The organism is Acinetobacter johnsonii ANC 3681 (assembly GCF_000368805.1).
In the GTDB taxonomy this organism is placed as follows: domain Bacteria; phylum Pseudomonadota; class Gammaproteobacteria; order Pseudomonadales; family Moraxellaceae; genus Acinetobacter; species Acinetobacter johnsonii.
The window spans coordinates 1594970-1618561 of record NZ_KB849705.1 but is presented as its reverse complement, the minus strand read 5'-3'; the positions used below and the strand labels follow the sequence as shown (position 1 = coordinate 1618561).

Annotated in this window: 21 protein-coding genes and 4 tRNA genes; 9 read left to right on the top strand and 16 right to left on the bottom strand. The window is 41.8% G+C overall.

Features of this window, described 5'->3' with window-relative positions; genetic code table 11:
* Positions 1-15: 15 nt before the first annotated feature.
* Positions 16-1650 carry a long-chain fatty acid--CoA ligase gene (locus F946_RS11945; protein WP_004982629.1) on the bottom strand — a complete coding sequence of 545 codons (1635 nt, stop codon included), beginning with the start codon at positions 1648-1650 and terminating at the stop codon, positions 16-18.
* A gap of 71 nt (positions 1651-1721) precedes the next feature.
* A complete protein-coding gene (locus F946_RS11940) occupies positions 1722-2216 on the bottom strand; it encodes a 2,4'-dihydroxyacetophenone dioxygenase family protein (RefSeq protein ID WP_004982627.1) in 495 nt (164 codons plus the stop codon).
* A 346-nt stretch (positions 2217-2562) separates the two neighbouring features.
* Between F946_RS11940 and F946_RS17425 the strand changes: the two genes are divergently transcribed.
* Positions 2563-2739 (top strand): hypothetical protein, encoded by a 177-nt coding sequence (locus tag F946_RS17425; protein ID WP_004982625.1) that lies wholly within the window; start codon positions 2563-2565, stop codon positions 2737-2739.
* A gap of 29 nt (positions 2740-2768) precedes the next feature.
* Positions 2769-5216 (top strand): winged helix-turn-helix domain-containing protein, encoded by a 2448-nt coding sequence (locus tag F946_RS11935; RefSeq protein WP_004982623.1) that lies wholly within the window; start codon positions 2769-2771, stop codon positions 5214-5216.
* 115 nt (positions 5217-5331) lie between these two features.
* On the opposite strand, the gene trpC is transcribed toward F946_RS11935, so the two are convergent.
* The 3 genes from trpC to F946_RS11915 are packed head-to-tail and all read right to left on the bottom strand — an operon-like array spanning position 5332 to position 7802.
* Positions 5332-6138 (bottom strand): indole-3-glycerol phosphate synthase TrpC, encoded by an 807-nt coding sequence (gene trpC / locus F946_RS11925; RefSeq protein ID WP_004982622.1) that lies wholly within the window; start codon positions 6136-6138, stop codon positions 5332-5334.
* Positions 6139-6154: 16 nt separating this feature from the next.
* The gene (trpD, locus tag F946_RS11920; protein WP_004982613.1) at positions 6155-7201 is read right to left on the bottom strand and encodes an anthranilate phosphoribosyltransferase; all 1047 of its coding nucleotides are present in this window, start codon (positions 7199-7201) and stop codon (positions 6155-6157) included.
* A 16-nt stretch (positions 7202-7217) separates the two neighbouring features.
* Entirely contained in the window at positions 7218-7802 is a 585-nt protein-coding gene (locus F946_RS11915) for an anthranilate synthase component II (protein ID WP_004695699.1), read from the bottom strand.
* Positions 7803-8644: 842 nt separating this feature from the next.
* On the opposite strand from F946_RS11915, the gene glnA reads away from it, so the two are divergent.
* The 6 genes from glnA (at position 8645) to F946_RS11885 (ending at position 13654) form a co-directional block, all read left to right on the top strand.
* Positions 8645-10060: a type I glutamate--ammonia ligase gene (glnA, locus tag F946_RS11910; protein WP_171065396.1), complete on the top strand. Its 1416-nt coding sequence runs from the start codon at positions 8645-8647 to the stop codon at positions 10058-10060.
* Between the two features lie 90 nt (positions 10061-10150).
* Complete coding sequence (locus F946_RS11905; RefSeq protein WP_004982609.1) at positions 10151-10426, top strand: hypothetical protein; 276 nt, start codon at positions 10151-10153, stop codon at positions 10424-10426.
* An 87-nt stretch (positions 10427-10513) separates the two neighbouring features.
* On the top strand, positions 10514-10999 hold the full coding sequence (locus F946_RS11900) for a chorismate--pyruvate lyase family protein (RefSeq protein WP_004982607.1): 486 nt from the start codon (positions 10514-10516) through the stop codon (positions 10997-10999).
* A complete protein-coding gene (gene ubiA, locus F946_RS11895; RefSeq protein WP_004982606.1) occupies positions 10996-11877 on the top strand; it encodes a 4-hydroxybenzoate octaprenyltransferase in 882 nt (293 codons plus the stop codon). The genes F946_RS11900 and ubiA overlap by 4 nt, the downstream gene beginning before the upstream one ends.
* A 107-nt stretch (positions 11878-11984) precedes the next feature.
* Positions 11985-13325: an alpha/beta hydrolase gene (locus tag F946_RS11890; protein WP_004982604.1), complete on the top strand. Its 1341-nt coding sequence runs from the start codon at positions 11985-11987 to the stop codon at positions 13323-13325.
* A 98-nt stretch (positions 13326-13423) separates the two neighbouring features.
* Positions 13424-13654, top strand: a complete 231-nt coding sequence (locus F946_RS11885; RefSeq protein ID WP_004982602.1) for a hypothetical protein — start codon at positions 13424-13426, stop codon at positions 13652-13654.
* A gap of 1 nt (position 13655) precedes the next feature.
* Here F946_RS11885 and F946_RS11880 read toward each other — a convergent pair whose 3' ends face one another.
* From F946_RS11880 to F946_RS11845, 8 genes are all read right to left on the bottom strand, one after another.
* A complete protein-coding gene (locus F946_RS11880) occupies positions 13656-14135 on the bottom strand; it encodes a DUF2726 domain-containing protein (protein ID WP_171065395.1) in 480 nt (159 codons plus the stop codon).
* A gap of 41 nt (positions 14136-14176) precedes the next feature.
* Positions 14177-14252: transfer RNA gene (locus F946_RS11875), tRNA-Asn, on the bottom strand.
* Between the two features lie 288 nt (positions 14253-14540).
* Positions 14541-14616, bottom strand: a tRNA-Asn gene (locus tag F946_RS11870).
* Between the two features lie 195 nt (positions 14617-14811).
* Positions 14812-14887, bottom strand: a tRNA-Asn gene (locus F946_RS11865).
* 4 nt (positions 14888-14891) lie between these two features.
* Positions 14892-14967: transfer RNA gene (locus tag F946_RS11860), tRNA-Asn, on the bottom strand.
* Between the two features lie 144 nt (positions 14968-15111).
* The gene (locus tag F946_RS11855) at positions 15112-15738 is read right to left on the bottom strand and encodes a superoxide dismutase (protein WP_004982600.1); all 627 of its coding nucleotides are present in this window, start codon (positions 15736-15738) and stop codon (positions 15112-15114) included.
* Between the two features lie 209 nt (positions 15739-15947).
* The gene (locus F946_RS11850; protein ID WP_004982597.1) at positions 15948-16568 is read right to left on the bottom strand and encodes a superoxide dismutase; all 621 of its coding nucleotides are present in this window, start codon (positions 16566-16568) and stop codon (positions 15948-15950) included.
* A gap of 345 nt (positions 16569-16913) precedes the next feature.
* Positions 16914-17672, bottom strand: a complete 759-nt coding sequence (locus F946_RS11845) for a Nif3-like dinuclear metal center hexameric protein (RefSeq protein WP_004982594.1) — start codon at positions 17670-17672, stop codon at positions 16914-16916.
* A 168-nt stretch (positions 17673-17840) separates the two neighbouring features.
* Here F946_RS11845 and F946_RS11840 point away from each other — a divergent pair, with 168 nt between their 5' ends.
* Entirely contained in the window at positions 17841-19019 is a 1179-nt protein-coding gene (locus F946_RS11840; RefSeq protein WP_004982593.1) for a S1C family serine protease, read from the top strand.
* Positions 19020-19495: 476 nt separating this feature from the next.
* Here the strand turns inward: F946_RS11840 and F946_RS11835 are convergent, their stop codons facing one another.
* From F946_RS11835 to F946_RS11825, 3 genes are all read right to left on the bottom strand, one after another.
* On the bottom strand, positions 19496-20458 hold the full coding sequence (locus F946_RS11835; protein WP_004982589.1) for a Tim44 domain-containing protein: 963 nt from the start codon (positions 20456-20458) through the stop codon (positions 19496-19498).
* 118 nt (positions 20459-20576) lie between these two features.
* Positions 20577-21968 (bottom strand): DNA repair protein RadA, encoded by a 1392-nt coding sequence (gene radA / locus F946_RS11830; RefSeq protein WP_004982587.1) that lies wholly within the window; start codon positions 21966-21968, stop codon positions 20577-20579.
* 143 nt (positions 21969-22111) lie between these two features.
* Complete coding sequence (locus tag F946_RS11825) at positions 22112-23473, bottom strand: alanine/glycine:cation symporter family protein (RefSeq protein WP_004695773.1); 1362 nt, start codon at positions 23471-23473, stop codon at positions 22112-22114.
* Positions 23474-23592 lie beyond the last annotated feature (119 nt).

Here is a 23592-nt window from a genome sequence, read left to right as displayed (position 1 = left end):
TGTTTTAAGTTGGTTTTAAACAACTTCTTCTTTTAGCAAAACATCGCTAAATTTTGTACGAAGTTCTGCCTTCACAATTTTACCTGTACCGTTGATTGGCAGTGCATCTACAAAAATCACCACGTCAGGAATCTGCCAGTGGGCAATCTTATTATCAAAGTAAGCCAGCACTTCTTCTTCAGTCAGTGTTGAGTTTTCTTGTTTTACGGCAATCAAAATTGGGCGCTCATCCCATTTCGGATGACGTGCTGCAATAGCAGCTGCCATACGGATTTCAGGGTGACCCACAGCAATATTTTCGAGTTCAACCGAAGAAATCCATTCACCGCCCGATTTGATCAAATCTTTGGCACGGTCACAGATGGTCATATAACCGTCTGCATCTAGGGTTGCGATATCACCCATGTCGAACCAGCCATCGGCTGTGGTAGCACTTTTTTCTTGGTTAAAATAATGATCAACAATCCAAGGGCCACGGATTTGTAGATTTCCTTGGGTATGGCCATCGTTGGCTAAGACTTGATTGGTGCTTTCATCAACGATACGTAATTCAACACCAAAAGGTGGACGACCTTGGGTTAAGCGTAACTTTTCAAACTCTTCAGCACTCAAAGTGGCATGTTTTGCTTTCGGTTGGTTCGCTGTTCCCAGTGGGCTGGTTTCAGACATTCCCCATGCATGAATAGTGTCGCAAGCATAGTTGTTTTTGAAATCACGAATAATCGACGGTGGGCATGCAGCGCCACCCACGACATTACGGTTCATACTTTCTAAAGTTGTCCCGCTTTTTTTCGCAGCAGCTAATAATCCTTGCCAGATGGTAGGTACACCTAAAGCCAGAGATACTTTATAGCTGTCAATCAGATTAACAAGGCTGTCACCATCTAGATTGGGGCCTGGTAAAACGATACTTGTACCCACCATGGCTGCTGCATATGGCACACCCCATGCATTGACATGGAACATTGGAACGACAGGCATGACCACATCATTTGCCGACAGGTTCAATGCGTCTGGCAAGCTAATCGCCATAGTGTGTAGTAGGGTAGAGCGGTGGCTATACAGTACGCCTTTCGGATTGCCAGTCGTACCTGAGGTATAACATAAAGAACTTGGGGTTTCTTCACCGAATTGCGGCCAGTTAAATTCAGCAGATTGGTTTTGAATTAAATCATCATAGAAAATCACATCTGGAAGTGCGGCTAAGATTTTTTCATCACGTGCACCGTAACAGATAAATTTTTCAACGGTTGGCACTTTGCCTTGGATTGCGACAATTAACGGTAGAAAAGTTGAATCAAAGAAAATCGCTTTATCTTGTGCATCGTTAATAATGAAGACCAGTTGTTCTGGGAATAAGCGAGGGTTGATGGTGTGGCAAACATAACCACTACCAGAAATAGCATACCAAGACTCTAAATGACGATGATTGTTCCATGCGATGGTTGCAAGACGATCACCCTGTTTAAGATTGAATGACGTGAAAGCATTGGCTAAACGTTTGCTGTTTTGTTGGATTTGGAGCCAATTGGTGGTGGTCATTTGACCACTAACTTCACGTGAAAGTACAGCGGTGTCAGAGTGGTACTTTGCTGCATGTTCGATTAAATTACTAATCAACAAAGATTGGTGCATCATTTTGCCAAACATTTCATTCATCCTTGGTGGCTTTTTTTATCATAAAAAAAGGCTTTTAGCCGAAGCGAAAAGCCTTTAAATACTTATTGGTCGCTGAAACCAACTGCAGAACCTGGTTTGATATAACGTGGCATTTTTTGCCCAGTTTGTTGTGCCACAGCATGAAGCGTACGTTCGATCCAGCCTGCATCCATAATGAACATTAATGAATCATCATCGTTTAAGTTCACGTTTGCACCTTCAATGACCATGAAGCCTTCAGCACCTTCTGGAGTTGATAAGGTATGAATAGAACCCGCTGGTTCAAATAAATAGCTTCCTGCCGTTTGAACATCTTCAGGGTATTCGACATAATGCCACGAACCTGCTGTGGTATAGAAATGTACTACACCTGTGTGGAAGTGACGTGGCAGAATCGTACCTGCGTCAAAACGTACATTGACTACCCATACGCCATTGTCTGGATCTAAAAAGCAAGGTGATACATGTACACCTGGTAAAGCGTTTTTGACTTCACCTTCTCTAATATTAATGGTTAATAAACGGTCTTGATGTTTAACGGATTGTGCAATGCTCATGACAAACTCCTTGTATGTCGCTATTTCAGAATGCGATACCATGTAGGGGTATCTAATGTTTCCATGACTTCGAGCATAGCAATGTTTGAGTGAATACAAACCACTCGAAAGAATGGATTTAGAATTGTTTGAGAATTGCGCGAATGAATGGTTTAAAATATATATTTGAAATCATGATTTTGATTCAATATCACATTGTGTAATAGCCAGCCCCCCACTAATTTATAGGTGCTTGGATCTTCGGATAAGCATAAAATCATGGTTGAACATGATTTTTTGATTAATGCAAATTTCAGGGAAGTGAAATTTGCGAATGTAATTGAATAAAAAGATTGGATGAATATACATGCAAGTGTTGAAGACTAAACTCAGTCGTCCGAGCATGCTGAATGGCAGGGCAATGCAACGTCCCCAACTGTTAAGTCAGATCGTGGACTATTGTCAATCTTCTTTGGTTTTTATTCACGCCGCGGCAGGTTATGGAAAAACCACGCTGATGCATCAACTTTCAGAGTCTATTTAGCAAAGGGAAAGAAAGTCTGTTGGTTAACTTTGGATGATGATGACAATGATCCGATTCGACTCTATCAATACTTGCGTTTGGCGCTTTTAGATTTAGAACCGCCGCATTCGATCTCTTATGGACAGATCCATAAACAACACATCATTGATCTGACGCAAAAAGTTGCAGAAGAGGATGCTGACACAGTTTTATTTATCGATGAGTTTGAAGCATTAACAAACCCAGAATGTTTAAATATCTTTTGGTGGTTGTACCAGTCCTTGCCTGAAAATTGTCATTTGGTGATTGCTTCAAGAGTCAAACCCAACTGGAGTTTCGCGAAAGAATATCTACTAGGTCGTTTAAAGTGGGTCACAGAGTCTCAGTTGAGCATCAAACAGCAAGAAAGCAGTGCGCTTATTCAGTTTTTACAGCAACAAAACTTTGACCAGCTTGCTTTAAGCACAGAGCTTGCAGAACAATTGATTGATAAAACTGAAGGCTGGTTTACAGGCATTCAATTCACCAATTTATATTTGAAAGAACATCAAGATATTCATGTTTTTATTCAAAATTTAACTGGTGCGCATCATCAGATTGTGAATTACCTCAGTGAGCAGGTTTTTTTACAACAAGACCCTGAAATCCAGCAATTCTTATTGCAAATTAGTGTACTGAGAAAAATTAATCCAGTTTTGGTCATCGCCTTAACAGGTAATCCTGCTGCACAGCAGATTCTCGATGCCATTAGCCAAAAAGGCTTGTTCATTCAAGCCATAGATGAACAGCGTACGTGGTACCGCGTGCATCATTTATTTCGAGACTTTTTGCAATCGAAGTTTAAGCTTTTACAACCTGATGAATATCAGCAAATGCATAGTAAAGCGGCAGAATTGTTCAAACAACAGCGTTATCTGATGGAGGCAATTTATCACGCCCAACAAGCAGAAGATCAGCAGTTGATTTTGTCTTTGCTCAACTCGGTGTGTCGTGAACTGATTTTAGAAGGCCGACACTATACTTTCTTGGAGTTGGTCAAACAGATACCAGATTCTGTTTTGGTGCAAAATCCAAATTTGCTCTATGACATTATTTGGACCTTAGTGCTGACTCATCAAGTGACCTTAGCCAATCATTATCTACAGCTCTGGCATAGCGTGGATCAACATGAAACCTTATTACAACATGAGGACCAATTAGGTTTAGCCCCTCTCATTGCAGTTTTAGAAGACAAGTTGGATGTGGCTTATACCTTAGCGCAACAAAACTTAGCACAACTGGCAAGTACGGCTTATTTTGCGCGTGCTCCACTCATAGGAATTGTGGGGTTGTATCACATTTGTTTGGGGCAAATGAGCGAAGCACGAAAGTTGCTGTTACAAACGCGTATTATCTATTTGCAAGGGCATAACCTATACGGTGTGGCAATGGTCGATTGTATTGATGCCCTATGTGATTATTTATTAGGAGATTTGACTCTCGCAGCAGAAAAGTTTGCACAAGTTGGACAGAGCGAGGAATATCGTAAATTAGGCTTAGATGATGACAATAAAGCAGCCATTATGAATATTCTAAGCAGCTTTAAAGCAGACTTGTATTATGAAATGAACCAAATGGCGCAAGTTGAAGCTGCATTAATGGATTTCAATGGCGGCGATCATTTGGCTATGCCTGATATGGTGGTGGTGGGCTATATCTTACAAATGCGTTTAGCTACGTTGCATCAAGATCAAGCCGCGATACAAGTGTGTTTGCATCAAGCCCATACCCGCAGTAGTCAATGGTCGTTACCTCGACTCGCACAAACTATACAAGCCTATGCGCAACAAGCAAGCCCGCTTTCTGTATTAGCAGATACTGAACAGGCAGCATTTCAGCCGTATTTAAATTTCACCCATTTGCTGCGTGGCGATGATTTAATGGTGGTGCGTCAGCAAATTTTCATGGGGCAAGCCGAGCAAGCTAAAGAATATTTAAGCCAACAGTTAGCATTTTTTAGGATTTATCCGATACGTTTTGCGCGTGTTCAAATCTTGTTTGCACTGGCCCTGTATCAGTTGAAACAACATGAACAGGCTTTTGAAGCTCTACAACAAGCGCTTGAAACCCTCATGCCGACTCAGGCAGTGCGGGTGATTCTAGATGAAGACCCTTTAATTTGGGATATGTTAAGTGGGCTAAGTCAGCATTTAAGTCGACAGAAGCAAAAGCATACAGTTGTATTGCTAGAATATATCCAGCAACTTCAAAAGCTCAATCAAGCTGAAAGCAGTGTTGAAGCTTTGATCGGCAGTTCTGGCCTTGAGGCTTTATCGAAACGTGAAATCCAAATTTTAGAAAAACTAAGCCGTGGCTGTACCGATGCTGAAATATCCGAGTCGATCTTTTTGTCCATCAACACGGTGAAATGGCATCTGCGTAAAATCTATAACAAGTTGCAGGTTCGCTCTCGAATGGAAGCGGTGAATGAGGCCAAGAAGCAGGGCTTAATTGAGTAATTTAAAATTGAACAATTTTTTATATGTTACTGTTTAACGAGATCTTCAACGGCTTTTTGAAAGAACATATCACAAAGTATTCAGGGCAAGAGCATGCCTTACCCTGAATGTGCGATTAAAGTGTTTGAGGTGTTCCAAACAGCTCAGTAAAGGCGTGGTCTGGACGCGGCTGCTTCATAAAACTTTCACCGACCAAGAAAGCATGAATGTCATGCTCTTGCATCATCGCAACATCCGCTGGAGTCGCAATGCCGCTTTCAGTCACCAGTAGACGAGATGGTTCAAGTAGTTTTTTCAGACGAATCGAGGTGTTTAAGTCAACATCAAAGGTTTTTAAGTTGCGGTTATTGACACCCAATACGCAACGCTCAGACAGACGTAAAGCACGTTCAAGTTCTGACTCATCGTGTACTTCAACCAAGACATCTAAATTGTGTTCAAAAGCTGTTTTAGACATTTCTTCGAGTTGTTGATCGGACAAGCATGCCACAATCAGAAGAATACAGTCCGCATGTAAAGCACGTGCTTCAATCACCCCATAAGGGTCAATCAGAAAGTCTTTGCGTAATGCAGGCAGAGCACAGTGAGAACGTGCAATTTGAATATTCTCATCGGCACCTTGGAAAAAATCGACATCAGTTAAAACCGATAAACATGCTGCACCTGCGGCTTCGTATTGCTGCGCGATTTCAGCAGGATCAAAGTTTTCACGAATGATGCCTTTAGATGGTGATGCTTTCTTGATTTCAGCGATCACACCCGGTTGTTTGCTCAGTAAAGACTTTGCAAAACCACGTACAGGAGTTGCCTCAAGTGCCCATTCTTCAACATCTTTATAGCTACGTTGTTTGAGGCGTGCAGCAAACTCTTCCTGCTTACGATCCACAATTTTGCCTAAAATCGTATTTGCGATATCTACCATGACAAAATCCTGTCTATCAAGCGTCGTATTGTTTAAGGGTTTTGCTGAATTCAGCAAGGATGCTCATCTTTTCTAAAGCTTGTCCGCCGTAGATGATGTCATGTGCTAAAGCCACGCCTTGTTTATAGCTGGTACAAAGTCCAGAGACATACAGACCGGCACCTGCATTTAAAGCAATCATGTTGGCTGCTTTTTCGCCTTTATCGGATTTGTTTTTACCTAAGGCATCTTTGATTAGGCTTAAACTTTCAGCAGAATCTTGAATGATTAAACCTGTTAAAGTTTGTGATTCGATCCCAACATCTTCAGGTTGAATCTCCCATTCGGTGACTTCGCCATTTTTAAGTTCAGCCACATAAGTGCTTGATGCAAGGCTAATTTCATCTAAACCATCTTTAGAATGAACCACCATGATATGTTCTGCGCCCAGTTGTTTCATCACTTCTGCAATAGGACGGCACAATTCAGTCGAAAACACCCCAATCACTAGACGTTTTACTCCAGCCGGATTCGTAAGCGGGCCAAGTAAATTGAAAATACTGCGAATGCCTAATTCACGACGCGGGCCTACCGCATACTTCATGGCTTTGTGATGATTCGGGGCAAACAAGAAACCTACACCCATTTCGCGAATACAGCGTTCAGTTTGTTGCATGTTCAAGTCAAGTTGGATGCCTGCTTGCTCTAACAAGTCCGAGGAACCCGATTTGGTTGAAACACCACGGTTACCATGTTTAGCAATGGTTGCACCTGCCGCTGCAATCACAAAAGCAGATGCAGTCGAGACGTTAAATAAGTTCTGACCGTCACCACCTGTACCGACGATATCGACTAAATAAGGCACATCACTGACATCAATTTTGATGGCAAACTCGCGCATGACACGAGCTGCTGCGGTAATTTCATCAATACTTTCGCCTTTTAAGCGAAGACCCATCATCAGTGCACCAATTTGGGCATCTGTTGCTTCACCATTCATGATGGTGCGCATGACGTCTTCCATTTGCGGTTGCGTCAACTCAATATTTTTAGTGATGTTATTTAAGGCTTGTTGCATATTCATTTTTCACTGCACTCATTTATGCGTAAATTTCTAAAAAGTTCTTAAAGATTTGATGGCCATGCTGACTCAAGATTGATTCAGGGTGAAATTGCACGCCTTCAACGGCAAGCGTCTTATGCTTTACACCCATGATTTCCTCAATTGAGCCGTCGGCTTCATTGGTCCAGCAAGTCACTTCTAAGCATTCAGGCAAGCTTTCTTGATCAATCACCAGTGAGTGATAACGCGTTGCTGAAAACGGAGAAGGGAGGTCGCTAAAAATGCCTTTATTCGAGTGGTGCATGTCAGACAGACGCCCATGCATCACTTTTTTGGCACGAATGATTTCGCCGCCAAAAGCTTGACCAATGGCCTGATGTCCTAAACACACCCCTAATAATGGAATTTTTCCAGCAAAATGCTGAATGGCTGGAATGGAAATTCCTGCTTCCGAAGGTGAGCATGGACCAGGGCCAATCACAAGATACTTAGGTTGCCATCGCTCAATATCTTCCAATGTCACGGCATCATTACGCACTACTTTTACTTCTTGATTTAACTCGCCAAAATACTGGACGATGTTGTATGTAAAAGAGTCATAGTTGTCGATCATTAAAAGCATGAGCTTAACCTATTGAAATTTATGCACATAAATGTGCTTGAAAAGTCCTGTGGTATTCGTGCGATTACATTATAAAGCTATAAGTAAATTATTTTTCTCATTCAATGACTTGAATGGAGGCACAAAACCGAAATTATCATAGCAAAAAATACCCAGCTAGGGCGTGACATTTTTTAGTGGGTCTAAAAATTACAATGGGTTTTGTTACTAACAGATATAGAATTTATGAATATCTCAGATTCAAATCCTAAAGAGAAACTACGTAGATTATGTCTAAATGTCATGAAGCATGCACATTCAAGGAATATAAAAGAATATCTCTTAATGCAGTGAGCCAAAAACTCCCCTAATGTCACCAAAACAGAGCATATTTTTTTACTTGCTCACATCTGAGATGTCGGCTTTATATTTAGTTTGAAAGGAGAGGTTTTTAATTTTTTAAAAATCAAATAAAAACAGTTAATTACGCTTCTTATATTTGATTTTAGGTATATCGCTCGCCGTGATATGAGGTGTGGAAGTCAAATCAATGCGAAAATAACAGCTTAAACAGTGCTCTAATTTATAAAAAACGGGTGTAAATCGACCAGTGAAATTTAAAAATGCACCATTATGATCCATACTCAAAATCTTTTAGATTAAATGTGAAGAAGCATGCTTGAATATGGTGCATTTACTTTTTAGCTCAGTATAATAGAGCCAAAGCAAACAGCTTAAAACTGTTATTCTGATAATGAATTCAACATTTTAGCTAAGCTTTTTAAAGTTGGTACGGTAATTGCTTTAGAACAACCAACTACTAACACGCACTAAAGAGTGCAACAAAAATTCATCGGAGCAAAATGAGCATGGCGAACAAGGTCCTACAACTCATCCAAGAAAGTGGCGCAAAATGGGTCGATTTCCGTTTTACGGATACTAAGGGTAAAGAACAACACGTAACTTACCCAGCAGATACTATCGACGAAGATACTTTTGAAGACGGTAAAATGTTTGATGGTTCTTCTATTGCAGGTTGGAAAGGCATTGAAGCATCTGACATGATCTTACGCCCAGATGCTGCAACTGGTTTTATCGACCCGTTCTTCGCTGAGCCGACAGTAGTTGTTACTTGTGACGTTATTGAGCCATCAACAGGTCAGGGTTATGACCGTGACCCACGTTCGATTGCTCGCCGTGCTGAAGAATACCTAAAATCTACAGGTATTGGTGATACTGCATTCTTTGGTCCAGAACCAGAATTCTTCGTATTTGACGAAGTAAAATGGGAAATCGATATGTCTGGCGCGCGCCATACATTGATTGCTGAAGAAGCTGCTTGGTCAACAAATAAAGACTATGAAGGCGGAAACTCTGGTCACCGTCCACGTGTTAAAGGTGGTTACTTCCCAGTTCCACCAGTTGACTCTTCACATGACATGCGTGCTGATATGTGTGCGCGTATTGAAGACATCATGGGCCCAGGTCGTGTAGAAGTACACCACCACGAAGTTGCATCTTGCCAATTAGAAATTGGTGTAAGCTTCAACACAATGGTTCGTAAAGCAGACGAAGTACAACAGTTCAAATATGCGGTTTGGAACGTTGCGCACCAATATGCAAAAACTGCGACTTTCATGCCTAAGCCAATGGTTGGTGATAACGGTTCTGGTATGCACGTTCATATGTCAATCTCTAAAGATGGCAAGAACTTGTTTGCTGGTGATGAATACGCTGGTCTTTCAGAAATGGCGCTTTACTTCATCGGTGGTGTAATTAAACACGCTCGTGCATTGAACGCAATTACGAACCCATCTACAAACTCGTATAAGCGTTTAGTTCCACACTTCGAAGCGCCGATTATGTTGGCTTACTCAGCACGTAACCGTTCTGCTTCTATCCGTATTCCTTACGTTTCTAGCCCTAAAGGCAAACGTATCGAAGCTCGCTTCCCAGATCCAATGATGAACCCGTACTTAGGTTTCGCTGCATTGTTAATGGCGGGTCTTGACGGTATCCAAAACAAGATTCACCCAGGTGAAGCAGCTGACAAAAACTTATACGACCTTCCTCCTGAAGAAGAAGCGAAAATCCCTACAGTTGCTCATAGCCTAGATATGGCGCTTGAAGCGCTTCAAGTGGATCACGAGTTCCTTCTTAAAGGTGGTGTATTCACTAAAGAAATGCTTGATGCATATATCGAACTTAAAACTGAAGAAGTGCGTCGTTTGAACACGACAACCCACCCAGTTGAATTTGATATGTACTACAGCTTGTAATTCTGAACTGAATTTCACTGTAAAAAACCCGCGCTAGTCGCGGGTTTTTTTGTATCATCTGTTTAACTTGAAAAAAAATTGATGAGAGCAATGGCACAGCGTAAAAAGCACACCAGTTTTTATCCTTGGATTGACCCTAAAGATCACGACAAAGGATTTAAGCTAAATTTTTCGATGGTGACTTATATTGAAGTTGGTCGCACCCCTGAAGGTTATAAGCAGGCAGAATTTGTCGCATTGAAAAGTCCAGAGTTAGCACTGGATTATGATTATCCTCAAAGTTTTTATTTGAGTGCTGAAGGTTTTATTTTGGTGAAAACTCCGCAAGGTAAATTTGAAACCATTGCAAAAACAGATAATTGCTAAAGATTGATCTTACAATTGAATCAATAACATTCTTCATAACTCAAAAAGCGTTTAAGCGCACAGTAAATCAATGGTACAGGTAGGCTTATGCAGCAGATTCCAGCTGAACTGAAAACATGGTTATATGCTTCAGGTTCACTTACTCAGCAACTCACGGATTTGGCTGATGGAGCGTTTAGGGTTCAACCGACCAAAGAGCATTTTCAGCGTCTTCAGTTTATCGATGCAAAATGGATGGGCATGCCGTTTCAGCATACGTCATGGGTACGAGAAAGTTTTTTATATGGCAGTGATGCAGAGCCTTGGGTTAAAGCCAAAAGCATTTTCCCGATCTTAAGTTTGCAAGGCCGCGCACGGCTTTTTAAACATATTGGTAAAAAACCGATTGGCTGGTTCTTGTTTCAGCGCACCAATCCAGCATGTGAACGTCGTGTGATTTGGCTAGAAGATGGCTGGACTAGACAGAGCTGTTATACTTGGCACGGCTGCAAGTTTATTGTTCAAGAAACCTTTTTAGCGAGTTTTGAGCAATTTTTGCAAAAGCAGGATTCAGCATCTGAAGGACAGTCATGACAACTGCGCATCAAATTACTTGGCGTGAACGTTTAGAAGCCTATTATTATTTATGTCGTTTTGATAAGCCTGTTGGCACAGAATTGGTGTTCTGGCCTACCATGTGGGCATTATGGATTGCAGCAGAGGGAATACCGCCAATTGGTATTCTGATTCCGATGGTACTTGGCACGATATTTATGCGTGCGGCTGGGTGTGCAATTAATGATTTTGCTGATCGTAAGGTAGATGCGCATGTAGAGCGCACGAAAACGCGGCCTTTAGCAACAGGGATTATCACGGCCAAAGAAGCCATTTATGTGTTTCTAGTTTTAGTCTTTGCCAGTGCTTGTATGTTGTTGTTTCTACCGATTGAAACGTTTTATTGTGCTTTAGGCGGGCTTTTTCTCGCATTTATATATCCTTTCATGAAGCGCTATACCCATTTGCCTCAGGTTGTTTTGGGCATGGCTTTTTCGTGGGGAATTCCGATGTCCTTTACGGCCATGGGTAAGCCATTAGATTTAACCTGTTGGTTGCTGTATTTTGGCAATCTGGCTTGGACTGTGGCGTACGATACGCAATATGCGATTACCGACCGTGAATATGATTTAAAAATTGGGGTGAAGTCGACAGCTATTTTGTTCGGTCGTTTTGATATTCAAATCATTGCACTTTTACAGGCGATGAGTGTCGTTTTGATCGGTACGGCGCTTTATCTTGAAAATTTATTGATGCCATTGGGTTTAATCGCATTGCTTGTAGTTGTGGCTGATTTTATTTATCAATGGTCAAAAACCAAAGACAAAGATCCACAGCGTTGTTTTTGGGCATTCCGTCACAATCGTTGGGTGGGATTCATTATTTTTACTGGAATCTTTTTAGAATTAATTATTTAAAGTGATTGTTTGGTTGAAAAGCGTCCTATACAGGGCGCTTTTTTTATGTCTTAATAAAACGGCATGTAGTTTCATGCTTAAAAAAACAACGAATAAAAGGATATTTTATGAAACGCTCGAAAATAGCATTAGCCCTTACAGTTGCCGTTTCAATGCTGTCTTTAACTGCTTGTAATGACGATGATGATTCGCCCGCTTCAAATCAAAAACAGACCTATGTTTCTGAAAGTGCCTATTCAGAAGACACATTAACCACTGCAGCCTCTATTAAGGTAATGACTTATAACATGGAAAATGTTCAAGGTCAGACCGCTAAAGCAACGGCGCTGGTGATGTTCCCTAAAGTAGCACCACCTACAGATGGTTATCGCGTAGTGGTTTGGGAGCATGGCACGGTTGGGGTTGGTGATAGTTGTGCGCCAAGTAACAATATGATTCACCCACGCTTTAAAATTTTAGCAGACAGTCTACTAGCTGCTGGTTATGTGGTTGTTGCGCCAGATTATGAAGGTTTGGGCACGTCAGGGATTCATCCATATTTAAACTTATCTAGTGCTGCGAAGTCAGCGCTTTCTGCTGTACAAGCAGCAAAAGATCATTATGGTAAGCAGTTGAATGGTGCGTGGATGTCTGTGGGGCAATCTCAAGGGGGGCATGCCTCATTAGCGACCGCAGAATACGCAAATACAGATACAACCTATAAAGGTGCTGTGGCAGGTGCACCAGCTTCGAGTTTGGGCAAAATTATTCTTGAGGTTGCGCCTGCTGCATTGGCAGATATTGAAGCACGTGAAACGGCAGCTAATATCCCTCTAGAATTTCGAACATCGGTGGATACTTATGCAACTTTATTGGCTTATGCAGCATTAACAGGGGTGGGTATTAAAGCGTATGAGCCGCGATTTAATTATCAAGATATTTTCCAATCACGTGCCAAATCTTTGGCTGAGTTTGCAGAAGGTTCAACAGGGGATAATGGTCTGTGTTTAGACAATGATAATGACCCAAGTCTAAGTCTAATTAATAAGTTTAAAGATGATATTATTCAGTTTATGACTGCAAATCCTGATAAAAAAGTCATGGATTATCCTGGTTTAGATACTAGTGTTTTTGCGACCAATGAAACCGTAAAAAACTTCTTAATTAGTAGTCAGCCAGGTACTAAACGAATTGATAAACCAGTTTATGTAATACAAGGCACAGCAGATACAAATGTACCCTATCCAATTACGCAAGCTTTGGTTGCAAACTTGAAAACATTGGGTTCGCCAAATATCACGCTTGATCCCGTTATAGGTGCATCTCATACCCAAGCCATAGTTTGTCGGAATGCAGAGGTGGTAGACTTTATTCAGACCTACATGTCTGCGGGTACGGGTATTGTGTTAACTGATGCGCAAAAAGATGCCAGCACCAATGAAAACTGTACAGGTAAAGCACCGACATAAAATGAACCATTTAAACTGAAAAAAGAGCCTCATGATTGAGGCTCTTTTTTGTTATAGTATTTGCCCATCAAAATCTAGATATTGGAAATAGGCTGGCTATGACGAAATCAACTCAAAAACTAACGCCAAAAGTGATGTTTTTAGCGAGTCTTGGTATTGTGATTCCATTGCTTATTTTAGGGATTGCTTTTTTAGCGGTAAAAAGCGATGCAAAAAACCAAGCGGAATATCAGCGTATTAAAGAAGAACAACAGCAGCGTATTCAAGAAAAGTTGGCTGCCGAAAAGCAATTAACACTGCAGGAAGCGAGCAGCGCAGTCTCAAAATAATTCAAGCACGCATTGCAGGCGTAATCCCAATGTGTTTGTGCAGTTGGCGAATGCTTGGAATTTCTGTAAAACGCAGGACGATGTAACCTGCTTCATTGAGCATGGCATCACGTTCTGCATCTTCTTGTTCTTTGCCGATATGGGAAGGATCATCAAGTTCAATAATCACCACGACTGCTAATTGTTCATCTAATAAAACGAAATCGGTGACTTTACGGTTAAATTTGGCCCGTATTTTATAGTGATTACTGGTAATCAGTGAACTAAATGAAACTTGAGCTAGAACATGATGGCGTGGGAAGGCTTCTTTTAAGCGAATAAACATTTTACGTTCAAACGGCGTAATGACGTGTTTGGCATAAAACTTTTGTTTACGGCGAAACAGGTCAGGGTAGACCATCATCACTAACGTAATAGTGGCGAAGCAGCCGATGATAAAAAAGATGATTTGACTCAGATCGAACACAATATTTTCTAGCACAAAGAAAAAACCCACTCGCATGGAGTGGGTTTTTAGAATTTTGGCTCTCCAACCTGGGCTCGAACCAGGGACCTGCGGATTAACAGTCCGTCGCTCTACCGACTGAGCTATTGGAGAATCTGCACGCATTCTATGTGGCAAAGCTCAAAGGGTCAAGTCTTTGGCCTGATATTTTTATATAATCTGCTTTAAATGATTTAAAAATAAACGGTTTAGCTTTTATTGATACGATTTGATTCAATCTTTTTGGTTTTCCATGGAGATATTTGGGAGATTCAAGCTGAGAAGAGCCTGTATGGAAAGCTGCTTTGGAGTGATTTTGAGAGATTGGTTTTACGTATGGGTGAATGTCATTTTTATAGACAGAAAAAAGCCCAAGTCATAATGCTTGGGCTTTTTAAAATTTGGCTCTCCAACCTGGGCTCGAACCAGGGACCTGCGGATTAACAGTCCGTCGCTCTACCGACTGAGCTATTGGAGAATCTGAAATGCAGTATAGAGAAATTTACACATCGGTCAAGTTACAATGCTAAAAAAAGTCGAATTTTAGATTAAATGTTTTTTTTATAAACAATTTGATATGTCATAACTGTATACCAGAATGGTATAGGTTTGTGGATCAGAACAATGAGCGATAAAAAAGCCCAAGTCACGATGCTTGGGCTTTTTAGAATCTTGGCTCTTCCACCTGGGCTCGAACCAGGGACCTGCGGATTAACAGTCCGTCGCTCTACCGACTGAGCTATGGAAGAATAGTGGCTCTCCAACCTGGGCTCGAACCAGGGACCTGCGGATTAACAGTCCGTCGCTCTACCGACTGAGCTATTGGAGAATCTGATGCGCATTTTAGGGAGGAAAGGAAAATGGGTCAAGCAAAAAATATTGAGAAATGAATTGTTTGCTTTATAAATATGCGTTTAGGCAGCAAAAACAAAAAAACCGCTCAAAAAGAGCGGTTTTTTAAACAAGACGAATCTTATTTTTCAACGCCAGCAGCTTGACCTGCAAATTTCGCGTTTGCATAATCCCAGTTTACAAGGCTTTCAAGGAAAGTTTTGATGTAAACAGGACGCGCATTGCGGAAGTCGATGTAGTAAGCATGTTCCCAAACGTCAATGGTTAGCACTGCAACTTTACCGTGTGCAAGTGGAGTGTCTGCATTTGAAGTTTTAAGGATAGAAAGGTTGCCATTTACTTCGTCAGCAACTAACCAAGCCCAACCTGAACCGAATTGAGTTGTTGCAGCAGCAGCAAATTCTTCAGCGAATTTTTCGTAAGAACCGAACGCTTCATCAATTTTAGCAGCTAAAGCACCTGTTGCTTTACCACCACCGTTTTTAGCCATACAGTTCCAGTAGAATGTGTGGTTCCAAACTTGTGCTGCGTTATTGAAGATACCTGCTTTAGCTGCATCACCAGCAGAAGCTGTGATGATTTCTTCTAAAGTTTTGCCTTCAAGGTCAGTACCCTTGATTAGGTTGTTTAGGTTAACAACATAAGTATTGTGGTGTTTGTCGTGGTGGAATTCTAAAGTTTCTTTGCTGATGTGTGGAGCAAGATCTTCGTAGCCATATGGAAGTGCAGGTAAAGTAATGGTTGTCATGTTTCATTCCTTGCAGATTTGCTGGGTTTTACTTTAAGTGCATTTATTGTAAATGATTCTATAGACAATAGGGCAGTCTTTTAATACACAAAATATGCAAAAAAATTCGCAAGGAGACATATACGATACACAAGATATCATTAGAGTCTTTCGTACAGAATATATTCATTTTAAAAGACTCTAAGCTCTAGATGGATTGAGGTGTGTAATTAATTTTTAGTCTGCAACGCTGCATGGTAACGGCGATTTACCTCATCCCAATCGACCACATTATAAAAGGCATTGATATATTCAGGACGGCGGTTTTGGTATTTTAGATAATACGCATGTTCCCATACATCTAAACCGAGAATAGGGGTATGACCGTGCATAAGTGGGGAATCCTGATTTGCACTACTTTCAACAATCAGGTTGCGTTCAGGTGTCACGCTCAGCCATGCCCAACCACTGCCAAAACGGCTAATCGCTGCTTTGGTAAATGCCTCTTTAAAAGCATCAAAACCACCGAGTTGCTCATCAATAGCCTTTGCCACAGCTCCAGTCGGTTGCCCACCACCTTGTGGACTCATGACTGTCCAAAACAGTGAGTGGTTGGCATGACCACCTGCATTATTGATCACCATATTTTTAAGATCAGTAGGGACTTCATTGACTTTGGCAACCAAATCTTCCACAGACAGTTTCTCCCATTTTGTGCCTGCAATCGCGCCATTAATGTTATTGATGTAGGTTTGATGGTGTTTACTGTGGTGAATTTCCATCGTTTTCGCATCAATATTGGGTTCGAGTGCATCATAGGCATATGGAAGAGCGGGTAAAGAATAAGCCATGTGTTTGATTCCTTTAATCATCAAAATTGTTTTATTGGGATTTTTTAAAGCAGTTTCATTATCCACTTAAAAGTTAATGAGAATCAATATGCTTATTATTTGCAATTTTAAGATGGAAGGTCGCAAGTTTTATTGTTCATATGGGGTTGGAAGTTCAGTATGCATAACAAAGGTGAGATGCACAGAATTTTTGAGCTGATGCTATGTTTTGATTTAAAAAGATGAAAGGCTAGGAATAATATTTTAGAAAGTAATAATTTGCTTAAATGGAGGTAATGTCGGATGCCATGCGATGTAAGCGCATTGAAAGGACTGGGATGAAAGAGGTCTCATCCCAGTGATTGCTTAGATTGGGTTGTTTAACTCGAAATAAACATATTCAATATCAAATTGTTCTGAAATTGCTTGACCTAATCGCTGCACGCCATAGCGTTCAGTCGCATGATGTCCGCAAGCAAAATAATGTACGCCTAATTCTTTAGCTTCATAGAAGGTACGTTCACTGACTTCGCCTGAAATATAGGCATCACAGCCTTGTTCAGCGGCTTTTACAATAAAATCTTGTGCACCACCAGTACAAAAACCGACTTTTTCAATCATGGTCTTGTCCGCAGGAAGATGGATGGCATCGAATTTTAATTTCTTAGATACAAATTTTTTAAAATCTTCCACAGGCATAGGCTGGTTTAAATAACCAATATTGCCAATAGGATGACGCTCAGATGGGTCAAGTGCCTCAATACGTTCCAATTTGAGCAAATCTGCAATCGCTACATTATTTCCAAGACTTGGATGGCTGTCGAGGGGGAGGTGATATGCCAGCAAAGAAATGTCATGTTGAATCAGACTCTTGATCCGTTTACCGCGCATACCTGTGATGGGGTAGGCTTCACCTTTCCAAAAATATCCATGGTGCACCAGTAAAAGATCCGCATTTTCTCGTATCGCGGCATCTATGGCATCTTGCGATGCAGTCACAGCAGCTAAAATTTTACGCACTTCGGTCTTTCCTTCAATTTGAAGGCCATTCGGTGCATAGTCCTTAAACTCAGGTGATTTGAGGGTTTGATCACACCACTGAATAATGTCTTGTAATTTTGCCATATCGACTTAAAAACTCTTTTAAATTGATTACATCGGAACCTATTGTTTATTGTAACTAAAGCATGACAAAACTCTTGCTTATTTTTGTGCTTCGGCTTGAATTTCGCTTTACAATAGGCATAAATTACTTAGTCATCAATGAATTAAAACATTTTAGAGGGTGAAATCGTGCGCAGGACCTTTTCCTGGTTACCTTGGGTATTACTCATTTTAGTCATTGCTGGATTTTTTGCTTGGCAGCAGTATCAAAAGCCAAAAGCGCCTGTGGCGTCCGATGGTATTAAGATGCCTGCTGAAAAGGTTGAACCTTTAATTAACACCACGCGTACCGGTGGGGTGGTTTCTTATAGCGCCGCCGTGAAAGTGGCTGCACCAGCAGTAGTAAATATTTTTACCACGCAAAAAGTCAAACAACTTGACCATCCATTACTCAATGATCCTGCGTTCCGTGAATTTTTTGGCAATCAAATTCCAGATCAGTTTAGCCAAAATAAAAATGAAAACAGTTTGGGTTCAGGTGTGATTGTTCGCCCTGATGGTTATATTTTGACGAATAATCATGTGATTGCTCAAGCCGATCAAATTGTTGTGGCGTTACAAGATGGTCGTCGAGCAGTGGCAAAAGTGATTGGTACCGACCCCGATACCGATTTGGCTGTGATTAAAATTGAGCTAGCGAATCTGCCTGTTTTACCCTTTAAGCTAAGCGGCAACGAAGTGGGTGATGTGGTCTTGGCCATTGGTAATCCATTTGGTGTGGGGCAAACGGTTACGCAAGGTATTGTCTCTGCTACAGGTCGCTCTGACCTGGGTATTAACACTTATGAAGACTTCATTCAAACCGATGCTGCGATTAATCCAGGTAATTCTGGTGGTGCTTTGATTGATGTGGCCGGTAATTTGATTGGGGTTAATACAGCAATTTTCTCTCAATCAGGTGGATCTTTAGGCATTGGTTTTGCCATTCCTGCAAGAATTTGCCAACAAGTACTAAACTCTATTCTTAAAGACGGCCGTGTGGTACGTGGTTGGTTGGGTATCAGTTTACTGCCTGTTGAACAAGTCAATATCTTAGAGCCTAAAGGGCCTGGTGTGGTTGTCGCGGACGTATTAAAAACGGGACCTGCTGCAAAAGCTGGTTTAAAGAAAGGCGACAAGATTGTGAAAGTGAATGATGAAGTGATTACTTCAACCTCACATTTGATTAATTTTGTGGCTTTACAACCGCCAAATAGCACCATTCAGATTTCACTTGAGCGCGATGGCAAACCTTTAGATGTGGCTGTGGTTGTTGGGGAAAGAAAAGAGCAAAATCAGGACTCTCAATTTATCCCATTACCTGAATAAGACTAAAAAACGTAAATAAAAATGCCTCTTTATAGAGGCATTTTTTATGAGTAGATGATTTACAGTGTGAATATTAAATGCAGAGCATGATCAATAAAAAACCTGTGCATTTTAAAGCTTGAGAGTGGTAAATGATGATCTCAGTTTTATTCGAAAATCAAAGCTCACTTATTTTTAGATATTGCCCAATCGCATCAAGCATTAATAACGCGATGAACTTATTTGGATTGAAAGTCTAAGCTAAAAGAAGGCATGTGATTGAGGATGCATTGTACAGCCTCCTCTCATTACGCTTGTTATTTAACATGGATGTTACAGGAAATGTTGAGCGTAACTTTTAGGAAAACTATTGCTGTTATCGTTTTGAATGGTGTTTTTGTTTAAGCGAGGCGCTGATGACTCGGTTGAATCGACAGGAGGATTTATAGGGCACAAAAAAACAGCAACCGAAGTCGCTGTTTTTATATATCTGGAAATTACGCTTCTTGCTGGATACCCGCAACGAGCCAGTCTTGGGTAGAACCCGCAGGTTTTACAAAGTGCCAAACTTCAGCAAAAGGTTGCGGTAAGCTGTTGAGATCTTCACTTACTGTACCTGTAAAACGTACGCTAACCACGTATTGACCATTTTCTGTTGCAGAGTCCGCAACCATTGCATTAAGGTTTGAAAACTCAGCTACATCTTGATCTTGATTCGCCATAATGTCTTGATACATAGACTGGTAAAGATCAGGTGTTAAGTAACGCTGAATTTCAGAAATGTTACTTGCCGTGTTCATCGACTGAATATGATTGAAACGTTGACGAGCAATACGTAAGAAAGCCGCAGGTTCTGTACCGTCTGGCAGCTGACTACCACTATTGGTATAGGCAGCGCCAAAAGGTGCATTGTTTTGTGGTGCAGCAGCTGAACCACCTACAGACTGACCAAAAATGTTACTGTTGTCATTTGATGTACGTGGTGCAGCTTGTTGGCCAAACGGTGCTTGAGTTGAACCATTGTTTGGCGCGTATGGATTAGGTGCTACTTTTTTTTTTGCGCCCATTTTACGGAAAATGAAGAAGGCAACAGCAGCGGCAAGAAGAATCCAAATCCAGCTCGGAATACCACCTTTTTCTTCCTGTGCTTGCGCTTGAGAAGCAGAGTTGTCATCTGCCAGTGCATTTGCAGCAACAGCACCAATTGCAGCACCCGCTACACCCGCCGCAACCATACCACCGACGCCTGGACCAGATTTAGCTGGAGCTGTAGCGGGCGCTGTCGGTTGTTGAGCTGGAGTTGCTTGACGAGGTTGTTGATAAGACTGAGTTGGTGCAGCTTGACGGCTCATGCCGTGGCTTTTACCACCACCTGCACGTTTAGCTTCTGCGGCTAAGGGTGCAACTAAAAGAGCCGCTGTTAAAAAACCAGCAATCAAACCACGCTGTCGAACTTCCATCAAATTTTCCTACTCTATAAAAAATAAATTTTAACTCTACCTTTATGCAGTCTTTCATCCTAAATTTCAATAAAAAACGTGTTTATTTTATGAGGAATCCAAATGAATGGAATTTAGCTTAGTTGAGTTCGTCACTTAAGCCCATGGCTTCAGTGAGTGCCTCATGTAAGCGCGCCACGGCAATTACCTTCACCCCAGCAATGTCTTTTTGCGGTGCGTTGCCTCGCGGTAGAATAATGTATTTAAAACCATGTTTAATGGCTTCTTTTAAGCGTTCCTGCCCATTTGGCACTGGGCGAATTTCCCCAGAGAGTCCTACTTCACCAAAAACAGCCAGTTGTTGTGGCAGCGCTTTACCTCGCAGGCTAGAGGCACAGGCCAATAAGACGGCCAAGTCAGAGCCTGTTTCCGTGATTTTTAAACCACCGACAACGTTGACGTAGACATCTTGTCCAGATGTTTGCACGCCACCATGGCGATGCATTACCGCCAAGAGCATATTTAAACGGTTTTGTTCTAAACCTAAGGCGACTCGACGCGGTTGACCATGTGCATCATCAACCAAAGCTTGAACCTCAACCAACAGAGGACGTGTGCCTTCACGGCTGATCATTACGATTGAGCCTGCAATGGCTTCATCATAACGGCTTAAGAAAATGGCTGAAGGATTCGCTACTTCTCTTAAGCCTTTATCGGTCATGCCAAAAACCCCGAGTTCATTGACTGCACCAAAACGGTTTTTAACAGCTCGAATCATCCGATAACGTGAGTCGGACTGACCTTCAAAGTACAGAACACAGTCCACCATATGTTCAAGCACACGTGGACCAGCCAGTGCACCTTCCTTGGTGACGTGTCCGACGATGAACAAGGCTGTGCCACTATTTTTAGCAAAACGTGTTAGTAAAGCAGCAGATTCGCGAATTTGAGAAACGCCGCCCGGCGCTGACTGGAGTGTTTCGGTATACAGGGTTTGAATGGAATCTAAAATTGCCACAGCTGGACGCTCATGGGCAAGCATTTCACATATCCGCTCGACACAGGTTTCAGCCATGACTTTGAGTTTATCTGTGGGTAGATCAAGACGATTTGCACGCAAAGCCACTTGAGAGAGTGATTCTTCACCTGTGACATACAATGCCGCACTGTTGGCCGCGGCCATATGCGTTGCCGTTTGCAATAAAATGGTTGATTTCCCGATGCCCGGATCACCGCCAATCAGCACCACGGAACCCGTGACGAGACCACCCCCAAGCACACGATCAAACTCACCAATTCCTGTAGCCAGTCGAGTCTCATGTGAAACTGAAATTTGATTTAAGGTGCTAATAGCAGCAGCTTGACCTGCATAGCCGCCCCCCATTTTGGGCTGCGCACGATGTGTGACTGCAGGTGCAATATTGACTTCAACCAGACTATTCCATTCTCCACATTCAGAACATTGACCCGCCCATTTTGAATGGTCAGCGCCACATTGTTCACAGCGGTAAACACTTTTTGCTTTTGCCATGCTTTATTTGATGCACTATTTGGAGTATTCGATGGTTCAACAGCATACAGAGGATTGGATTTGAAATGAATGCTCTGAATCAAAAAGCCACCTGAAGGTGGCTTAACTATTGAAGATTTTAAAAATGTGCTTTGAAAATAGCCTTAGTACAACTCACCTGATTTACGCTTTTCGACAAAATCACGTGACTCTTTCACAATCACCGTCGACAGCAATAACAAGGCAATTAAGTTTGGAACCGCCATTAAACCATTAAAGGTGTCGGCAAATAGCCAGACTAAATCAAGTGATGCTACGCAACCAATAAAGACTGACGCGATGTAAATGAGACGGTACAGCAGAACATACTTTTCACCGAGTAAATAAGTACAGCATTTTTCGCCGTAATAGCACCAACCTAAAATGGTGGAATAAGCGAAGAACACAATACCAAAAGTTACGATCCAGCCTCCGACACCCGGCAGTAATTGGTTAAAAGTATGGGTGGTTAATACCGCGCCTGTTTCGCCACCAAAACTATTGCCCGCCATAATAAAGCCCATGACCAAAACGATCCCTGTGATACTACAGACGATAATGGTATCGATAAACGTACCTGTCATTGAGACTAAGCCTTGACGCGCAGGGTGGTCGGTTTTTGCAGCAGCTGCGGCGATCGGCGCCGAACCCATACCAGCTTCATTTGAGAAGACGCCACGAGCGACACCGTAACGAATGACAGCACCAATTGCGCCACCTGCTACCGCTTCACCCGTAAAGGCATCACGGAAGATCAGTTCAAGTGCAGGCATGACGAGTTCAAGATGGTTGAAGATAATAATGAGGCCACCGAGGACATAGCCAATCGCCATAATCGGCACGATGAAAGAAGCAGCTTTAGAAATCGATTTAATCCCGCCTAAAATAACCAAAGCGGAGAATACCGTAATGACGATACCTGTGATCCATGTTGCAACTCCCGTACTGTTTTCAACAGCGAGCGCAACTGTGTTGGATTGCACTGAACTGCCAATCCCAAAAGACGCCAAGGTGCCAAATAGTGCAAAAATCAGGGCTAACCATTTCCATTTTAGGCCGCGTTCAATGTAGTACATTGGACCACCAGACATTTCACCTTTTTCATTTTTGATTCGGTATTTAACTGCCAGTACGCCTTCACCATATTTGGTTGCCATACCGAACAGGGCTGTCATCCACATCCAAAACACCGCACCTGGGCCACCAAGGACACAAGCGGTTGCAACACCGGCGATATTACCCGTACCAATGGTGGCAGAGAGTGCTGTCATGAGGGATGCAAAGTGCGAGATATCTCCTGCATGAGAATGTGCTTGGTCATGTTTGCCAAAGACTTGTTTAAAGGCCAGAGGCAACATGCGAATTTGCCAGAAGAACAAGCGTAATGTGAGGAATATCCCTGTTCCGACAATGAGGACCAACATATAGGGTCCCCAGACCCAACCACTGATGGTTTCCATAAAAGTTTGTAAACTTTGTGTATTCATTTTTCTTTTAGTCCTCTATGTTTTAAAACTTGAAATTTCTAGAAAAATTTTGAGTTTTATTAAGCAATTGATATGCCACAGTCATGCTTCCTGCACGATTTTTTATTGATTTTTAGTCT